14 protein-coding genes are annotated in these 15,090 nt (G+C 65.4%); 11 read left to right on the top strand and 3 right to left on the bottom strand.

Translation table 11 applies throughout. The annotated features are described in order from the left end of the window. Positions 1-26 precede the first annotated feature (26 nt). Together HCU64_RS15585 and HCU64_RS15580 are read left to right on the top strand one after the other, a co-directional pair. Positions 27-458 carry an Hsp20 family protein gene (locus HCU64_RS15585; RefSeq protein ID WP_233384981.1) on the top strand — a complete coding sequence of 144 codons (432 nt, stop codon included), beginning with the start codon at positions 27-29 and terminating at the stop codon, positions 456-458. Positions 459-560: 102 nt separating this feature from the next. Beyond that, positions 561-830, top strand: coding sequence for a DUF1150 family protein (locus HCU64_RS15580; protein WP_233384980.1), 270 nt, complete (start codon positions 561-563; stop codon positions 828-830). A gap of 30 nt (positions 831-860) precedes the next feature. On the opposite strand, the gene HCU64_RS15575 is transcribed toward HCU64_RS15580, so the two are convergent. Then, entirely contained in the window at positions 861-1,667 is an 807-nt protein-coding gene (locus HCU64_RS15575) for an alpha/beta hydrolase (protein ID WP_233384978.1), read from the bottom strand. Positions 1,668-1,837: 170 nt separating this feature from the next. Here HCU64_RS15575 and HCU64_RS15570 point away from each other — a divergent pair, with 170 nt between their 5' ends. Together HCU64_RS15570 and infC are read left to right on the top strand one after the other, a co-directional pair. Further along, positions 1,838-3,052 (top strand): glycosyltransferase family 4 protein, encoded by a 1,215-nt coding sequence (locus HCU64_RS15570; RefSeq protein WP_233384977.1) that lies wholly within the window; start codon positions 1,838-1,840, stop codon positions 3,050-3,052. 196 nt (positions 3,053-3,248) lie between these two features. Beyond that, the gene (infC, locus tag HCU64_RS15565; protein ID WP_233384976.1) at positions 3,249-3,770 is read left to right on the top strand and encodes a translation initiation factor IF-3; all 522 of its coding nucleotides are present in this window, start codon (positions 3,249-3,251) and stop codon (positions 3,768-3,770) included. Positions 3,771-3,866: 96 nt separating this feature from the next. On the opposite strand, the gene HCU64_RS15560 is transcribed toward infC, so the two are convergent. Further along, positions 3,867-6,209, bottom strand: coding sequence for an amylo-alpha-1,6-glucosidase (locus HCU64_RS15560; RefSeq protein WP_233384975.1), 2,343 nt, complete (start codon positions 6,207-6,209; stop codon positions 3,867-3,869). A 147-nt stretch (positions 6,210-6,356) separates the two neighbouring features. Beyond that, positions 6,357-7,490, bottom strand: a complete 1,134-nt coding sequence (locus HCU64_RS15555) for a glycosyltransferase family 4 protein (protein ID WP_233384974.1) — start codon at positions 7,488-7,490, stop codon at positions 6,357-6,359. A gap of 135 nt (positions 7,491-7,625) precedes the next feature. Here HCU64_RS15555 and HCU64_RS15550 point away from each other — a divergent pair, with 135 nt between their 5' ends. The 7 genes from HCU64_RS15550 (at position 7,626) to metB (ending at position 14,809) form a co-directional block, all read left to right on the top strand. Next, positions 7,626-8,087: an SMI1/KNR4 family protein gene (locus HCU64_RS15550; protein ID WP_233384973.1), complete on the top strand. Its 462-nt coding sequence runs from the start codon at positions 7,626-7,628 to the stop codon at positions 8,085-8,087. A 192-nt stretch (positions 8,088-8,279) separates the two neighbouring features. Next, complete coding sequence (rpmI, locus tag HCU64_RS15545; protein WP_233384972.1) at positions 8,280-8,483, top strand: 50S ribosomal protein L35; 204 nt, start codon at positions 8,280-8,282, stop codon at positions 8,481-8,483. 49 nt (positions 8,484-8,532) lie between these two features. Next, a complete protein-coding gene (gene rplT / locus HCU64_RS15540; protein WP_147047232.1) occupies positions 8,533-8,910 on the top strand; it encodes a 50S ribosomal protein L20 in 378 nt (125 codons plus the stop codon). 134 nt (positions 8,911-9,044) lie between these two features. Beyond that, the gene (gene pheS / locus HCU64_RS15535; RefSeq protein ID WP_233384970.1) at positions 9,045-10,127 is read left to right on the top strand and encodes a phenylalanine--tRNA ligase subunit alpha; all 1,083 of its coding nucleotides are present in this window, start codon (positions 9,045-9,047) and stop codon (positions 10,125-10,127) included. A gap of 71 nt (positions 10,128-10,198) precedes the next feature. Further along, on the top strand, positions 10,199-12,619 hold the full coding sequence (gene pheT, locus HCU64_RS15530) for a phenylalanine--tRNA ligase subunit beta (protein ID WP_233384969.1): 2,421 nt from the start codon (positions 10,199-10,201) through the stop codon (positions 12,617-12,619). Between the two features lie 10 nt (positions 12,620-12,629). Continuing rightward, on the top strand, positions 12,630-13,493 hold the full coding sequence (locus tag HCU64_RS15525; RefSeq protein WP_233384968.1) for a DUF1186 domain-containing protein: 864 nt from the start codon (positions 12,630-12,632) through the stop codon (positions 13,491-13,493). 152 nt (positions 13,494-13,645) lie between these two features. Further along, on the top strand, positions 13,646-14,809 hold the full coding sequence (metB, locus tag HCU64_RS15520) for a cystathionine gamma-synthase (protein WP_233384967.1): 1,164 nt from the start codon (positions 13,646-13,648) through the stop codon (positions 14,807-14,809). Positions 14,810-15,090: the final 281 nt, after the last annotated feature.

Below are 15,090 nucleotides of genomic sequence, written 5' to 3'. Positions count from 1 at the left end.
GGCTTCGACGAGGTTCGCGCGAGACGATGACACGGCCTTCTCCGTTCGGGCATCCTTTCCTTTTGGGCTTCGACGAGATCGAGCAGGCTCTCGACCGAGTCTCGAAAGCCGCGAATGACGGTTATCCGCCCTACAACATCGAGCGTGTCGGCCGCACGGATAGCGAGCCGGAGCGGCTGCGCATCACGCTCGCAGTTGCCGGATTCACGCGCGACCAGCTCGACGTGATGCTGGAGGAGAACCAACTCGTCGTTCGCGGTCGCCAAATCGACGACAAGTCGCGTCAGTTTCTGCATCGCGGCATCGCGGCGCGGCAGTTTCAGCGCGCGTTTCTGCTCGCCGACGGCATGGAGGTGCTCGGCGCCGACCTGTCGAACGGACTGCTCTCGATCGATCTCGCCCGGCCCGAGCCGGAGCGGGTCATCCGCAAAATCGCGATCGCCGCTAAGGACGTGTGACGCTTCACACCTGACGGAACGATCGTTTCACCCATCCGGAGTTGTCGCCGCAATGAGGCGGGACCACATCCCGGAGAACGCTCTGCCAATCGGAGGGCCACCATGAACGAGTTCGACACCACCCCGACCGCCGTCCCGCAGTTCAACCCGACCGAATTCGCCTCGCTCGGCGAAGGTCAGATCGCCTATGTCAGGCCGATCCGCTCGGATGAGGTGCGCCAGTTCTTTCCGCAGGCGCCTGAGCTGACACCGGGGCTCGATCTGTTCGCTCTGCTTTCTGCGAGCGGCGCGCCGATCCTGCTTGCCGATTCCCGCGACGTCGCGCTGGCCAACGCCATGGCGCATGATCTGCACACGGTGAGCCTGCACTGACGATCGTCGCCTGGTGGGTTTCCTAGCCCGTCAGGCGACAGCGTCTACCGTCCGCAGCATCAGATCGATGTCCTGCGGGCGGGACAGGCGGTGATCGCCGTCCTTGATAAGCGTCAGGACAGTGCCTTGGGCGGGAAGCCGATCGACGGTCTTCAGGGCGTGAGCCCAGGGGACGTCCGGGTCGTTCATCCCCTGCAGGATGTGAACAGGGCAGCCAGGATCGACCGGTCCGTCAAGCATGCGATTGCGCTGCCCATCCTCGATAAGGGCACGCGTGATGGGGTACGGCTCGGGCGCATAAGCCGTCTCTCGATACCAGACTCCGCGTTGCTCGATCTCGGTACGAACCTCCTCGGGGAAGGCTTCCCACATCAGGTCGTGCGTGAAATCGAGAGCCGGCGCGATCAGCACGATTCCGGCCGGACCGCTGCGGCCCTGGTTAAGCCTCTCCCTCACAGCGAGGCACGTCACCCACCCCCCCATCGAGGAGCCGACGAGGACGGGCTGGTCGTCTGCGAAACGTTCGAGTACGGCGAGAGCGTCTTCGACCCAGGTGGAGACGACAGCATCGGCAAAGACGCCGCCGGACTCACCATGCCCGGTGTAGTCAAACCGAACCAATGGCCGCCCGCGGCGCGTGGCCCAGCCGTCGAGCGCAGTGGCTTTCGTCGCGCGCATGTCCGACCGGAAGCCGCCGAGCCAGACGACCGGGCGCCCTTCACCCGCCCGGATGCGCACGGCGATCTCACGTCTCCCTGCGCCCGCTCCGACCGTGATCGTGACGATCGGCAGATCGTCTCGGAGCGAACCGGTCTGGGTCGCCTCGTCATGTGCCATCTCGTATCTTTCCCTGCGAGCGGCCGGTGGCGCGCCGCGCGATCTCTCGGCTTCGTTTACGGAAACCTAAAGCGCGCACGCGATCCTGACGCAATGATCGAGACTGGAATGGACGGCGACCGACGAAGAGTTCGGATTGCGGCAGAGGCCGGGCGGCCGGGGACGTCGCAATGAACGAATCCAACCGCGCCGGCAGCTTTCCAAGCGAAGCGGCGCCGCTTGCTGGTCGCACCATTCTGCAGATCATCCCCGGCCTCGATGCGGGCGGTGCGGAACGCACGACTGTCGACGTGGCCGAAGCGGTCGCCGCAGCAGGCGGACGGGCCCTCGTCGCGACGGAAGGCGGCCGGCTCGTCGGAGAGCTTCAGGCGAAGGGCGGCGTCTGGCTCCCGTTCCCCGCGAACACCAAGAACCCAGCGGCGATGGCGCTCAACGTGCTCAAGCTTGCGAAGCTGTGCAGACGAGAGGACGTGAGCCTGATCCACGCTCGCTCTCGGGCCCCAGCCTGGGTGGCGCTCGGCGCCGCGCGGCATCTCGGGCTGCCCTTCGTCACCACCTATCATGGAAGCTATTCCGGCCATGGCAGTGTTAAGGTTCTCTACAACTCGGTGATGGCGCGTGGCGACGTGGTCATCGCCAACTCGCACTACACAGCGGACCTGATCCGGACCCGCCATCCGGACCAGGCGAAGGACCGCGTCCGCGTGATCCATCGCGGGACGGATCTTTCCGTCTTCAATCCGTCTGCTGTTACCGCCACGCGTGTCGAAGCCCTGCGCCGGTCCTGGGGCGTTTCCCCACATGAGCGCATCATTTTGCTCGCGGCGCGCCTCACGGCCTGGAAGGGCCAAAGGGTTCTGATCGAGGCGGCAGCGCTGCTGCGCGACCGGGGCCTGAAGGACATCGCCGTGGTTCTGGCCGGCGACGCCCAGGGGCGCACGACTTATGAGCGCGAACTCGATGCGCTAATCGCGGCGCGCGGGCTCGACGGAATCGTGCGCCGCGTCGGTCATTGCAGCGACATGCCGGCAGCCTTCCGCGCGGCCGCCGTGGTCGCCGTGCCCTCCGTCGAACCAGAGGCCTTCGGGCGCTCGGCGGTCGAGGCCCAGGCGCTCGGAACTCCCGTAGTCGTTACCGATATCGGCGCCGTCCCGGAGACCGTGCTCGCACCGCCGGAGACGGAAGCGTTCCGGCGCACAGGATGGCGCGTGCCACCGCACGATCCGGCCGCGCTCGCTGATGCGCTTGGCGAGTTGCTCTCGTTGGGAGCGAGCGCGAGAGATGCGCTGACGTTACGGGCGAGGGCGCATGTCGAGACACGATTCTCGCTCGAGACCATGATCGCAGACACCCTCGACGTCTATCGAGGGCTGCTGCGGGCCTAGCCGAACCATCGCTGCCATGCGTGCGGCCATGAACCGATCAGGGTTGTTCGAGTTGACTTGTCGGAAGGTTTTGCCAAGGTGATGCAAACCGGCTTAGTCGGTTCACAGGGTGGCCGGGACCTGCCAAGGGCGGATTCGAGGCTGCCGTTTCGTCGTTTTTCAGGAGATCAAAGCCATTCGTAGACCTATGAGAGCCATGCCGGCCCCGCAGAAGGACGGGCCGCGCGCCAACCGGGACATCCGCGGCGTCCGTGAGGTTCAGCTCATCGACCAGGACGGACAGAACAAGGGCGTCGTTCCCTTCTTCGAAGCCCTCGAAATGGCAGAGGAAGTCGGTCTCGATCTGGTTGAGATCGCGCCGAACTCCGTTCCTCCCGTCTGCAAGTTCCTCGATTACGGCCGTTTCCGCTTTCTCGAGCAGAAGAAGCAGAACGAGGCGCGCAAGCGTCAGAAGACGGTCGAGGTCAAGGAGATCAAGCTCCGTCCCGGCATCGACAAGCACGACTACGACACCAAGATGAAGTCGGTGCATCGCTTCTTCGAGGAAGGTGACAAGGTCAAGGTGACCCTGCGCTTCCGCGGTCGCGAGATGGCTCACCAGGATATCGGCTTGCGGCTCCTCGAGCGCGTGAAGCTGGAGACCCAGGAGATCGCCAAGGTCGAGAGCGAGCCGATGCTCGAAGGCCGACAGATGATCATGATCCTAGCGCCGCGCTGAGCCGAAGGCTCGCACAGTCCAGTCGATCGACGTTTTCGCCGCCTCCGAACGGGGCGGCGTTTTCGTGTGTGGTCGGCGGCGTCCGTCTGTCCGGGTCTATTTCAGGAGCGAGATCTGCACGTCCCCGATACGACGCTCCACCGAGACGGTGACGTCGTCGCCATGCCGGTGCACACGCAGGTCCACCCGCGAGTTGCCGAGCTTCAGATTGTAGAGCGTCACGGCATCGAGGAAGCGTGGCAGCATCGGATTGCGTAGGCGGATGCGATTCTTGTCGTGCACGATCTCGAGGCCGAGGCAGGAGGCGAGCAGCGCAAAGGGCGTCGCCGCCGCCCAGGCCTGTGGCGAGCAGGCCACCGGATAGTTCACTGGCCCGCGCTGCCGCCGGCGCATGAACCCGCAGAACAGCTCTGGGAGCCGCTTCTGATCCTGGTAGAGCGAGGTGTCGAACATGCCCTGGAACACGCGGGCAGCCTCTGCCTTCAGGTCGTAGCGGGCGAAGCCCATGGCGATCATGGCGTTGTCGTGCGGCCAGATCGACCCATTATGGTAGGACATCGGATTGTAGCGCGCCTCACCCTTGGCGATGGTGCGGATGCCCCAGCCATTATAGCCGTCGTTGCAGAGGAGCTGGTCCGCCACCTGCTGCGCACGCTCCGGCTTTGCGATGCCGGTGAACAGGGCGTGGCCGGCATTGGAGGAGCGCACGGCGCATTGCCGCTTGTCGCCGTCGAGCGCCAGCACGTAGGTGCCGATCTCGTCGCTCCAGAACGCCTTGTCGAAGGCCTCCCGTAGGGCGTGAGCCTGCTTCTCGAGCTTGATCGCCCGGTCGGGGTGGCCCGTCAGGACGGCGAGCTTCGCGGCTCCCTTCTTGGCGGCATAGACGTAGCCCTGGACCTCGCAGAGCGCGATCGGCGCCTTGGCCATGCTTCCGTCGGTGTGGAAGATCGAATCGTGGCTATCCTTCCAGCCCTGATTGGCGAGGCCGTTCTCGGTCTCGCGGATGTATTCGACGAATCCGTCGCCATCCCGGTCGCCATAGGTGTCGATCCAGTCGAGGGCGAGTTCGAGCGCGGGCCAGATGTGCTTGATCGTATCGAGATCGCCCGTGACGTCGTAATATTCGGCGGCCAGCATGACGAAGAGCGGCGTGCCGTCGATGGTGCCGTAATAGTGCCGGAATGGCACCTCGCCGAGCATCGCCATCTCGCCACGACGGGTCTCGTGCAACACCTTGCCGGGCTGCGCATCGGCGGCCGGATCAATGGTTTTTGCCTGGGTCGCGGCGAGGAAACGCAGCACGCCCTTGCCGAAATTCGGATCGATCCAGAGCGCCATCATCGCGGTGATGATGCCGTCGCGCCCGAACACGGTTGAGTACCAGGGGATACCGGCGAAGGGGTAGATGCCCTCTTGGGTCCGACTCGCCAGCATGTAGAGGTCGGCCGTTGCCCGGCAGAGCGACTCGTTGAACTGGTCGTTCGACGAGATGATCGTCGTGATGCCGGCCGTCAGCTGACGCTGGTCGCGGCGGTTGTCGCGATAGGCGCGAGCAAAGATGCGGCCCTCTGACAGGCCCTTGGTCGAGCGCTCGCCGCCGGAACTGCCGGCCGCGCGCGAGAGGGCGGCGGCAGCGTCCTCGCCGGCACGCTGTGCGGTCGGAACGCTGGTGAAGGCGCGGTGCGACTCGCAGACCACCCGAATGAACATCGAGGTGTGCTCGCCCGGCTCCATCGTCACTTCGAACTCGGCTCGGCCCGGCCCGATCCGCTTCGGGGTCGGCCCGAAATGCACGGAGGTGCTGCGCACGATCTCGTCGAGGCCGACATAGCGGAACTGCACCTGGTTTTCGCTCGCCACTTGGACGGTGCGCTTGCCGAAGCGGGTGCGGTTGGTGCCGCGCACCTCGAAGAGGTCGCGATAGTCGGCATCGAAGGTCACGCAGACCTTCAGGGTCCGGGGGCGGGTGTCGTAGTTGCGAAGACCGATGCGGTCGTAGCAGGTGCCCTTGAACAGGAACTTGGTGCGCTCGATCGCGATCAGCTCGCGCGGGATCGAGGTCTCGTCCTGGGCGTCGATCCGGATGTCCGGCGTCGTCATGTCGACGCTGAGCGCCCCGTTATCGTCCTGCATCACGGAGGACAGGATCAGCGGACGCTGATCCTCGACGGTGAAGGCGAGTCGCGAGAGATAGCGTGTGTCCTGGAAGTAGATCCCGTCGGGTCCGGCAAAGACGCCGATGTCGCCGTGGGTGTCGAGGACCGCAAAGGCCTCGCCGTATTTGAGGGAGCGCAGCGGCCGTTCGACGAGCGAGGTCTGGGCCTCGATATGGTACTGCGGGAGAGCTTCGTCGGCGTCCTGGAAACCGTGGAGCGGTCGGGTCGTGCCGTCGTCGCGGGGGATGACCGTGGCCTTCGCCGCTGCCTCGTCTGCTGCCATGCCGAGTGCCCTTTGCTGCGATGATCCGAGACTGTCCGCGCTGGGGCGCGAATCATAAAGGCCGCCGATGTGAACCGGCGGCCAAGTTCGGACACGTCAGTTAGGCGATAAATCGGCGCCGGCGAGGGGCCGGCGCCGATGAATTCATCAAGCGGGCAGAGCTGCCACGTTGATCGAGGGACGGGGCGAACCATTCACCTCGCCATATTGCGGCGAGAAGCTCCCGGCGGTCGGCAGGTCGACGACGTTGCCGCGGTTGGCGAGGAGCTGCTCGTAGGCGGCGACGTACTTCTTGACCATCACTTCGGCGGTGAACTGGCTCTCGAAGTGCTTGCGCACGCCGGCCCGCGGCAGGTCCTTGGCCTTGAGGCAGGCAGCAACCGCGTCGTCCATGTTGTCGACCACGAAGCCGCCGACGCCGTCCTTGATCACCTCGGGAACCGAGCCGTTGCGGAAGGCGATCACAGGCGTGCCGGCCGACATTGCCTCGATCATCACCAGGCCGAAAGGCTCCGGCCAGTCGATCGGGAAGGCGAGGGCGAGAGCGTTGCCGAGGAAGTCCTTCTTCTGCTCCTCGTTGATCTCGCCAATGTACTCGATCAGCGGGTGATGGATCATCGGCTCGATGACCTCGTCCCAGTAATCCTGGTCAGCCTTGTCGACCTTGGCGGCGATCTTCAGCGGGATGCCCGAACGCTTCGCCATCTCGATGGCGCGATCCGGACGCTTCTCCGGGGAGATGCGGCCGAGGAAGGCGAGGTAGCCGCCCTTGGACTCGGGGTAGTACGGGCAATTCTCCTTCGGCAGGCCGTGATGGATCGTGGCCAGCCAGTTGGAATCCTCCGGCATCGGCTCGCGCTGGTTGTCCGAGATCGACACCAGCGGCATGCCGGTAAAGGTCTTGTAGACCGGCATGAAGTCCGGCACGTCGAGACGGCCGTGCATGGTGGTGAGGGTCTTGTGATAAAGATCCTCGAACATCGGATACTGCAAGAGATCGATGTGGAAGTGGATGATGTCGAACTCGTGAGCCCGGCGATGCACGTGATGCAGCATCGCGAGGTGACCTGCGGTGTGATCACGATAGCCGAGAAGGCGCAGACCCTCCGGATGGCAAGCAGCGAGCTTGGCCGAGGTCTCGGAATCACCGCTGGCGAACAGGGTCACGTCGTGGCCCTGGCGGACCAGTTCTTCTGTGATCCACGAAACGACGCGCTCGGTACCACCATAGAACTTGGGCGGTACGGCCTCAGCGAGCGGGGCAACCATTGCGATGCGCACGAATACGTCTCCTTGACAGGACGAAGCGATGTGTTGCTGGGGAATTTACGCACGAGGCCTGAGCCGAACATGAACGAAACCGTAGGCTGAGATTTAAGGTTCCCCAGGCTTGGCCGTTGGGTGTGGATTTCCCGGATGAGCGAGTGGCAGCGCTATCTGCAGACGGCCTTCGCACGGCCGAGCGAGCCCGATCGGGCGAGGCTCGAAGCCCTGGCCGGAGCGCGATTACCGGACCTCTATTGGAAGATCGTCCGCGAGCATCAGGGACAGGTACTCGACGCCGATGGCCTGGTGCTGCCCGACGAGGGCGAGATCAATTTCGGCGTGCTTCTGCTCGTCCTTCCGCCGGATAGCCTGTCCAAATCTGATGCGTCCTACACCGTCGAGGAGTGCTTTCGGCACATGGAAGACCGGTATCCGGCGGGGCTGTTTCCGTTTGCGGACGACACGGGCGGCAATTACTGGGCCTTCGATTTTCGCAGCGATCCCGCGAACCCGGCAGTGGTTTTCGTCGACCATGAGGAGACGGGTGAAGACGGGGTGTCGTACGCCGCAGGCAGCTTCGACGCGTTCATGGCGCTGGCAGGACAAGCCTAGGCCGATTCAGCCGGTCGCCGATCGCGATCTGATCTGCGTTGAAACCCTGCAATCTTTCTGTCATAAGCCGGCCCGCGTCGAACCGCCCGGCCGATTAGGGCTGCCGTGGCGGTTGCCGTTGCTTCCAGAAGCATCATTCGCGCAGGAATGCCGGTCACACCGGTCGGCATCCTTTTGCGCCAGGAGAGCCAAATGCCCAAGCTGAAGACGAAATCGGGCGCCAAGAAGCGCTTCAAGATCACCGGCACCGGCAAGGTGATGTACGCCCAGGCCGGCAAGCGCCACGGGATGATCAAGCGGACGAACAAGCAGATCCGCAACCTGCGCGGCACGACGACCCTGTTCGAGGGCGATGCCGTCAACGTGAAGAAGTACTTTCTGCCAAACCAGCGCTGATCCTTCTTCCCGCGAACCTGCTTTTTTCTGAAATCCGAGGAGATCTCCCATGGCCCGCGTCAAGCGCGGCGTGACCAGTCACGCGAAGCACAAGAAGGTTCTGAAGGCCGCCAAGGGCTATTATGGCCGCCGCAAGAATACGATCCGCATTGCCAAGCAGGCGGTCGAGAAGGGCATGCAGTATGCCTACCGCGACCGTAAGAATAAGAAGCGCACCTTCCGCGCCCTCTGGATCCAGCGTCTCAACGCTGCCGTCCGCGAGCATGGCCTGACCTATTCGCGCTTCATCAACGCCCTCGCGCTGGCCGGCATCCAGGTCGACCGCAAGGCGCTGTCCGAGATCGCCATCCACGAGCCGGCGAGCTTTGCCGCCATCGTCGAGAAGGCCAAGGCTGCGCTCCCGGCCGAGACCAAGAAGGCCGCCTGAGCTCCCAAGCCGAGCTCATCGAGCTGACAAGGCGCGGCGCTCGACAGCGCCGCGCCTTCTTTTTTGGCCGCGCTTGCGCGACTTCGCGCAAAGCGCGAAAGCAGCGCGCGAAAGCCGCCGCTCTCGGACAAAAGATGACCGATCTCGACAGCCTCGAACGCGATCTGATGGGCCAGATCGACACCGCCCCGGACGAAGCGGCCCTGGAAGCGGTCCGTGTCTCGGCACTCGGCAAGAAGGGCAGCGTCTCCGAGCTCCTGAAGACGCTCGGCGCGATGACGCCAGACGAGCGCAAGGAGCGCGGCCCCCTCATCAACGGCCTGCGCGACCGCGTCACCACGGCGCTCGGTTCGCGCCGCGAGGCGCTTCAGGGCGCCGCCCTCGAAGCGCGGCTGGCCTCGGAGCGGATCGACGTCACGCTGCCTCTGCGCGAGGCGCCGGAGGCCAGCGGTCGGATCCACCCGATCAGCCAGGTCATCGACGAGATCACCGCGATCTTCGCCGATCTCGGCTTCTCGGTTGCCGAAGGCCCGGACATCGAGACCGACGAATACAACTTCACTGCGCTGAACTTCCCCGAGGGCCATCCCGCTCGGGAGATGCACGACACCTTCTTCCTGGCGCCGGACCATCTTGGCCGCCGCAAGGTGCTACGCACGCACACCTCTCCGGTCCAGATCCGCACGATGCGCTCGGTCGAGCCGCCGATCCGCGTGATCATCCCGGGCCGTACCTACCGGCATGATTCCGACCAGACCCATACGCCGATGTTCCATCAGGTCGAGGGGTTGGTCATCGATCGCCAAGCGAACATTGCCAACCTGAAATGGGTGCTGGAGAACTTCGCCCGCGCCTTCTTCGAGGTCGAGAGCGTCGGCATGCGCTTCCGGCCTTCGTTCTTCCCCTTCACCGAGCCGTCGGCCGAGGTCGACATCCAGTGCTCGCGAAAGGGCGGCGAGATCCGCTTCGGCGAGGGCACCGACTGGCTGGAAGTTCTCGGCTGCGGCATGGTCCACCCGAACGTGCTCAGGAATTGCGGGCTCGACCCGGATCAGTTCCAGGGCTTCGCGTTCGGCATGGGCATCGACCGCCTCGCGATGCTGAAATACGGCATGCCGGACCTGCGCCCCTTCTTCGAGGCAGACGTGCGCTGGATCGAGCATTACGGCTTCCGGCCGCTCGACGTGCCGAGCCTCGTCGGCGGCCTCACGGCCTGAGCCACGATCGTCTCACGGGCCGGGGCTGAAGCCCCGGCGGACCGCCCTGGCGTCCGCGAAAGACTGCACCGATGAAATTCACCCTCTCCTGGCTCAAGGACCACCTCGACACCGAGGCGTCGCTCGAAGCCATCGCCGAGATGCTGACCAAGATCGGCCTCGAGGTCGAAGGCATCGAGGACAAGGCGGCGGCCTTGAAGCCGTATGTCGTCGCCAACGTCATCAGCGCCGAGCAGCACCCGAATGCTGACCGTCTACGCGTCTGCATGGTCGATGCCGGCGACGGGGCGCCGCTGCAGGTGGTCTGCGGCGCGCCGAATGCGCGCGCGGGCATGAAGTCGGTTTTCGCGCCGCCCGGCACCTACGTCCCTGGCAAGAACATCACGCTGTCGGTCGGCACCATTCGCGGCGTCGAGAGCCGCGGCATGCTCTGCTCGGGCGCCGAGCTCGGCCTCGGTGAGGATCATGACGGCATTCTAGATCTGCCGGCCAACGCACCCATTGGCATGCCCTACGCGCTCTATGCCGGACTCGACGATCCGGTCATCGAGATCAATCTGACGCCGAACCGCTCCGACTGCGCCTCGATCCACGGCATCGCCCGCGACCTTGCAGCGACGGGGATCGGCACCCTCAAGGGCGATGTTTTCCCGGCTTTGCGTGGGGATGGCGTCTGCCCGGTGCCGCTCGCCATAGAGCTGGGGGCGGACCGCGATCTCTGCCCCTATTTCACGCTGCGCCTCGTGCGCGGGGTCAAGAACGGCCCGTCGCCCGACTGGATGCAGGCGCGCCTGCGCGCCATTGGGCTGCGCCCGATCAACGCGCTCGTCGACATCACCAACTACCTGACCTTCGACCGTGGTCGGCCCCTCCACGTCTTCGACGCGAAGAAGGTTGCCGGCGGCCTGACGGTTCGCCTGGCTCGCGAGGGCGAGGAGCTGAAGGCACTCGATGGCCGCACGCACAGGCTCGATGCCGAAACCGTGGTGATCGCCGACCAGAACGGCGTCGAGTCGATCGGCGGCATCATCGGGGGCGAGGCCTCCGGCTGCGACGAGACCACCACCGACGTCCTGATCGAGTCCGCGCTCTGGAACCCGCGCAACATCGCGCGCACCGGCCGCCGCCTCGGCGTGATCACCGATGCGCGCTACCGCTTCGAGCGCGGCGTCGATCCGGCCTTCACCCTGCCGGGCCTCGATACGGCGACGCGCCTCGTCCTCGACATCTGCGGCGGCACCGCTAGCCAGACGAGCATCGCCGGTGAGCCACCCGAGACCGATCACGTCATCGACTTCCCCTGGACCGAGGTCCGGCGTCTCGCCGGGCTCGAGCTGTCACGGGCCGAGATGAAGGTGACGCTGGAATCGCTCGGCTTCCACGTCGCCGGCAACGGCGACCGGGTAAACGTGCTGACGCCATCCTGGCGGCCCGACGTCGAAGGCAAGGCCGATCTCGTCGAGGAGATCATCCGCATCGCCGGTCTCGATCGGATCGAGCCGAAGCCCCTGCTGCGGCCGGAGACGAGCGCGGTGGGTCCGAAGCTCACCGTGCTCCAGCGCCGCACCCGCAACGCCAAGCGCGCTCTGGCCACCCGGGGGCTTTTCGAGGCCGTGACCTGGTCGTTCATCCGGCGCGAGGATGCACTCCTGTTCGGTGGCGGCCGGCCGGATCTCGCTTTGGCGAATCCGATCGCATCCGATCTCTCCGACATGCGCCCGAGCCTCGTCCCGGGCCTGCTGCGCGGCGCCCAGGCCAATGCCGATCGCGGCTACGGCGACGTCGCGCTGTTCGAGGTCGGACAGTGCTTCGAGACCGATCAGCCCGAGGGCCAGACGATCCGCGCCGCCGGCGTGCGACGCGGGTCCGCCCGACACGCAGGCGCCGGCCGGCACTGGAGCGGCACGCTTCCCGTCGTCGACGCCTTCGAGGCCAAGGCTGATGCGCTGGCGCTGCTGACGGCTTTGGGCATCCAGACGGGCGGCCTGCAGATCGTGGCCGGTGGCCCCGAATGGCTGCATCCTGGCCGCTCTGGGATTCTTCAGTTCGGACCCAAGAATCCCGTCGGCTGGTTCGGCGAGATCCATCCGAAGGCGATGAAGGCGCTCGATCTCAAGGGCATTCTCGTCGCCTTCGAGATCACCCTCGATGCGCTGCCGCTGCCGAAGTACAAGCCGACCAAGGTTAAGCCTGCGCTCGCCCTGTCGGACCTCCAGGCCGTGTCGCGCGACTTCGCCTTCGTGGTCGGCCGTGACGTCGCCGCGGCAGACGTTATCCGCGCAGCGCAGGGCGCCGAGCGGAAGCTCATCACCGGCGTCGACGTGTTCGACATCTACGAGGGCGCGGGCATTCCGGAGGGCTCGAAGTCGCTCGCTGTCGCCGTGCGGCTCCAGCCGACCGAGCGCACGCTCACCGATGCCGAAATCGAGGCGGTGAGCGCCAAGATCGTCGCGGAGGTAGCAAAGAAGACCGGGGCAACCCTGCGCGCCTGAGGAGGCCGCCATGGACGACGCTCTCGTCGCACAACTCTCGGAAGCCAAGTTCCTTCCGAGGGAAGCGCTCCAGCGCGCGGTCGCAGAGCCAGACCTCGTGGCCGATTCCGTGCTGTGCGTGGTCGACCGGTTCGCCGACGATCCGGACGCGCCGAGCGACGACGAAGCGAACCTGCTGTTCTGGGGCGTCCACGCCCTCGCAGCCGCGAACGACGCCCGTCTCTTCCCGCCGCTGCTGCGCTTCCTTCGCCAGGACGACGAGGCACTCGACGGCCTTTTGGGCGATGCCGTCACGACGACGCTGCCGCGTGTGCTGGCGAGCAGCTTCGACGGCAATGCCGACGCGCTCTTCCGGCTGATCCTCGACAGCACGGTCTACGAAGCGGCGGCTGCCAGCGCCTTCACGGCCATGAGTTTTCTCGTTCGCGAAGGCCGTATCGAACCGGCGCGGGCCAAGGCTCTGCTCATCCGCTACGACGATGCCCGGGTCGCGGTCGAGGGGAGCCTTGCCTGGATTGGCTGGGAGCAGGCCATCGCCTATCTCGGCCTCCCCGATCTGGCTCCGCGCGTCGAAGCCGCCCGGAAGGACGGCCGCATCACGGACGAGTTCAGCGATCTGCCGTGGTTCCGGCGCGCTCTCCGCCAGGTCACATCCGAACCGCCGAGCTTCCAGTCTTTCGAAGGCGAAGCCTATGGTTATCTCGACGATCCGGTGAAACAGCTCGCCTGGACGGCGGAGGAAGCCGGCCAGCCGGTCAAGAACCCATTCAAGGATGTCGGCCGCAACGATCCGTGCCCCTGCGGCAGCGGCAAGAAGTACAAGAAGTGCTGTCTCGGCGCCGAGTTGCCGACGCAGCTGCCTGGACTGTCCTAGCCTCGCAGTCTGCCGGCTTCGGGCTCGCGAAGAAACTTGCGGCTCCAGCACGCCTGTCCTGTTGTGCATCCAAATCGTTCTGTTTACAGAACGCGATCAGCGGGGCGGTTGAATCGCCGAGAGCAGTTTTTCCAGAGTGAAAGGACGTTCCGATGTCGAAGGAACGCGCGGCGCGGACCGTTGCGGCGACCAATGGCGTCGCACAGGACACGGCCTTCGGAGCGGTGATCTCGCCGATCCACCTCTCCACGACCTTCAAGTTTCCTGCCTTCGAGAAGCCCGGCCCTTACGACTATTCCCGACTGGGCAACCCGACCCGCGACCAACTCGCTGACACCATCGCCAAGCTCGAGGGAGGCGCACGCGCCGTCATGGTGTCGAGCGGCATGGCGGCCCTCGAACTCGCCCTGTCGAGCCTGCGTCCCGGAGATCTCCTGGTCGCGCCGCATGATTGTTATGGCGGCACCTATCGCCTGCTCAGCATGCGCGCCGAGCGCGGGCATTATCGTGTCGCCTTCGTCGATCAGGCCGACGAGGACGCCTTGGCAGCGGCTCTCGCGCAAAAGCCCCGCATCCTGCTCGTCGAGACGCCCAGCAACCCTCTGATGCGGGTGATCGACATCCGCCGCACGACCGCTTTGGCGAAGGCGGCCGGAGCCCTGGCCGTCGTCGACAACACCTTCCTTTCGCCGGCCCTGCAGCAGCCGATCAGCCTCGGCGCCGATCTCGTCGTCCACTCGACGACCAAGTTCCTGAACGGGCATTCCGACGTCATCGGCGGTGCGGTCGTCGCCGCTGACAAGGCCGTGGGTGAGGAGTTGGCCTCCTGGGCCAACACGATCGGCATCACGGGAGCGCCCCTCGACGCCTACCTGACGCTGCGCGGCGTCCGGACACTCTTCGTCCGTGTGGAGCAGCAGCAGAAGACCGCCGCCGCTATCGCCGCATTCCTCGAAGCCAGCTCTGCCGTCGCGCGAGTCCACTATCCCGGCCTCCCGAGCCATCCGGATCATGAACTCGCCAAGGCTCAACAGGGCGGCTTCGGCGCAATGCTCAGCTTCGAACTGGCCGGCGGCCTCGAAGCCGTCCGCGCGTTCGTGGGGGCAGTGCAGATCTTCACGCTGGCCGAGTCGCTCGGCGGGGTCGAGAGTCTGGTCGCGCACCCGCCGACCATGACCCATGCCGCCATGGATGCCGCGGCGCTCGCGACGGCCGGCATCACGAACGGCTTGCTTCGCCTCTCGGTCGGGCTGGAAGCGGAAGAGGATCTTCTGGCTGATCTTGGTCGGGCGCTGGACGCGACGAAGGCGCGTTGAGACCGGATTCAGGCTTCAAAAATCCGACGCCTGAACCAACCACCACACTCATCCTAGTGTGGCAGTTGGGTGCGATTGCGGATCCGACCTGTGCAGGCCGCAGCACTTCAGAAGAGGCCTCCGGCTGTCTGCTGTCGAACACTCATGCATCGGCGAAAGTGCGATCCTGACAGTGCCGTCCGGCGACGACGAGCACGCAAGCTTTGCGGCAGCGATCAAGTTTACCAATTGACTGGACGACGGCCGGCAACTGGCGCTCTCGATCCGGTCTCTGTTTCCTG

The organism is Methylobacterium sp. C25 (genome assembly GCF_021352225.1).
In the GTDB taxonomy this organism is placed as follows: Bacteria; Pseudomonadota; Alphaproteobacteria; order Rhizobiales; family Beijerinckiaceae; genus Methylobacterium.
This window is presented reverse-complemented; position numbering and strand designations above follow the sequence as displayed.

What these genes read in the sequence shown, in the direction of transcription:
- HCU64_RS15550 (WP_233384973.1), top strand. Translation starts at nt 7,626, where the DNA reads ATGAGCGAGTGGCAGCGCTATCTGCAGACGGCCTTCGCACGGCCGAGC.
- infC (WP_233384976.1), top strand. Translation starts at nt 3,249, where the DNA reads ATGCCGGCCCCGCAGAAGGACGGGCCGCGCGCCAACCGGGACATCCGC.
- rpmI (WP_233384972.1), top strand. Translation starts at nt 8,280, where the DNA reads ATGCCCAAGCTGAAGACGAAATCGGGCGCCAAGAAGCGCTTCAAGATC.
- HCU64_RS15560 (WP_233384975.1), bottom strand. Translation starts at nt 6,209, where the DNA reads ATGGCAGCAGACGAGGCAGCGGCGAAGGCCACGGTCATCCCCCGCGAC.
- metB (WP_233384967.1), top strand. Translation starts at nt 13,646, where the DNA reads ATGTCGAAGGAACGCGCGGCGCGGACCGTTGCGGCGACCAATGGCGTC.
- HCU64_RS15570 (WP_233384977.1), top strand. Translation starts at nt 1,838, where the DNA reads ATGAACGAATCCAACCGCGCCGGCAGCTTTCCAAGCGAAGCGGCGCCG.
- HCU64_RS15575 (WP_233384978.1), bottom strand. Translation starts at nt 1,667, where the DNA reads ATGGCACATGACGAGGCGACCCAGACCGGTTCGCTCCGAGACGATCTG.
- pheT (WP_233384969.1), top strand. Translation starts at nt 10,199, where the DNA reads ATGAAATTCACCCTCTCCTGGCTCAAGGACCACCTCGACACCGAGGCG.
- HCU64_RS15525 (WP_233384968.1), top strand. Translation starts at nt 12,630, where the DNA reads ATGGACGACGCTCTCGTCGCACAACTCTCGGAAGCCAAGTTCCTTCCG.
- HCU64_RS15580 (WP_233384980.1), top strand. Translation starts at nt 561, where the DNA reads ATGAACGAGTTCGACACCACCCCGACCGCCGTCCCGCAGTTCAACCCG.
- pheS (WP_233384970.1), top strand. Translation starts at nt 9,045, where the DNA reads ATGACCGATCTCGACAGCCTCGAACGCGATCTGATGGGCCAGATCGAC.
- HCU64_RS15585 (WP_233384981.1), top strand. Translation starts at nt 27, where the DNA reads ATGACACGGCCTTCTCCGTTCGGGCATCCTTTCCTTTTGGGCTTCGAC.
- rplT (WP_147047232.1), top strand. Translation starts at nt 8,533, where the DNA reads ATGGCCCGCGTCAAGCGCGGCGTGACCAGTCACGCGAAGCACAAGAAG.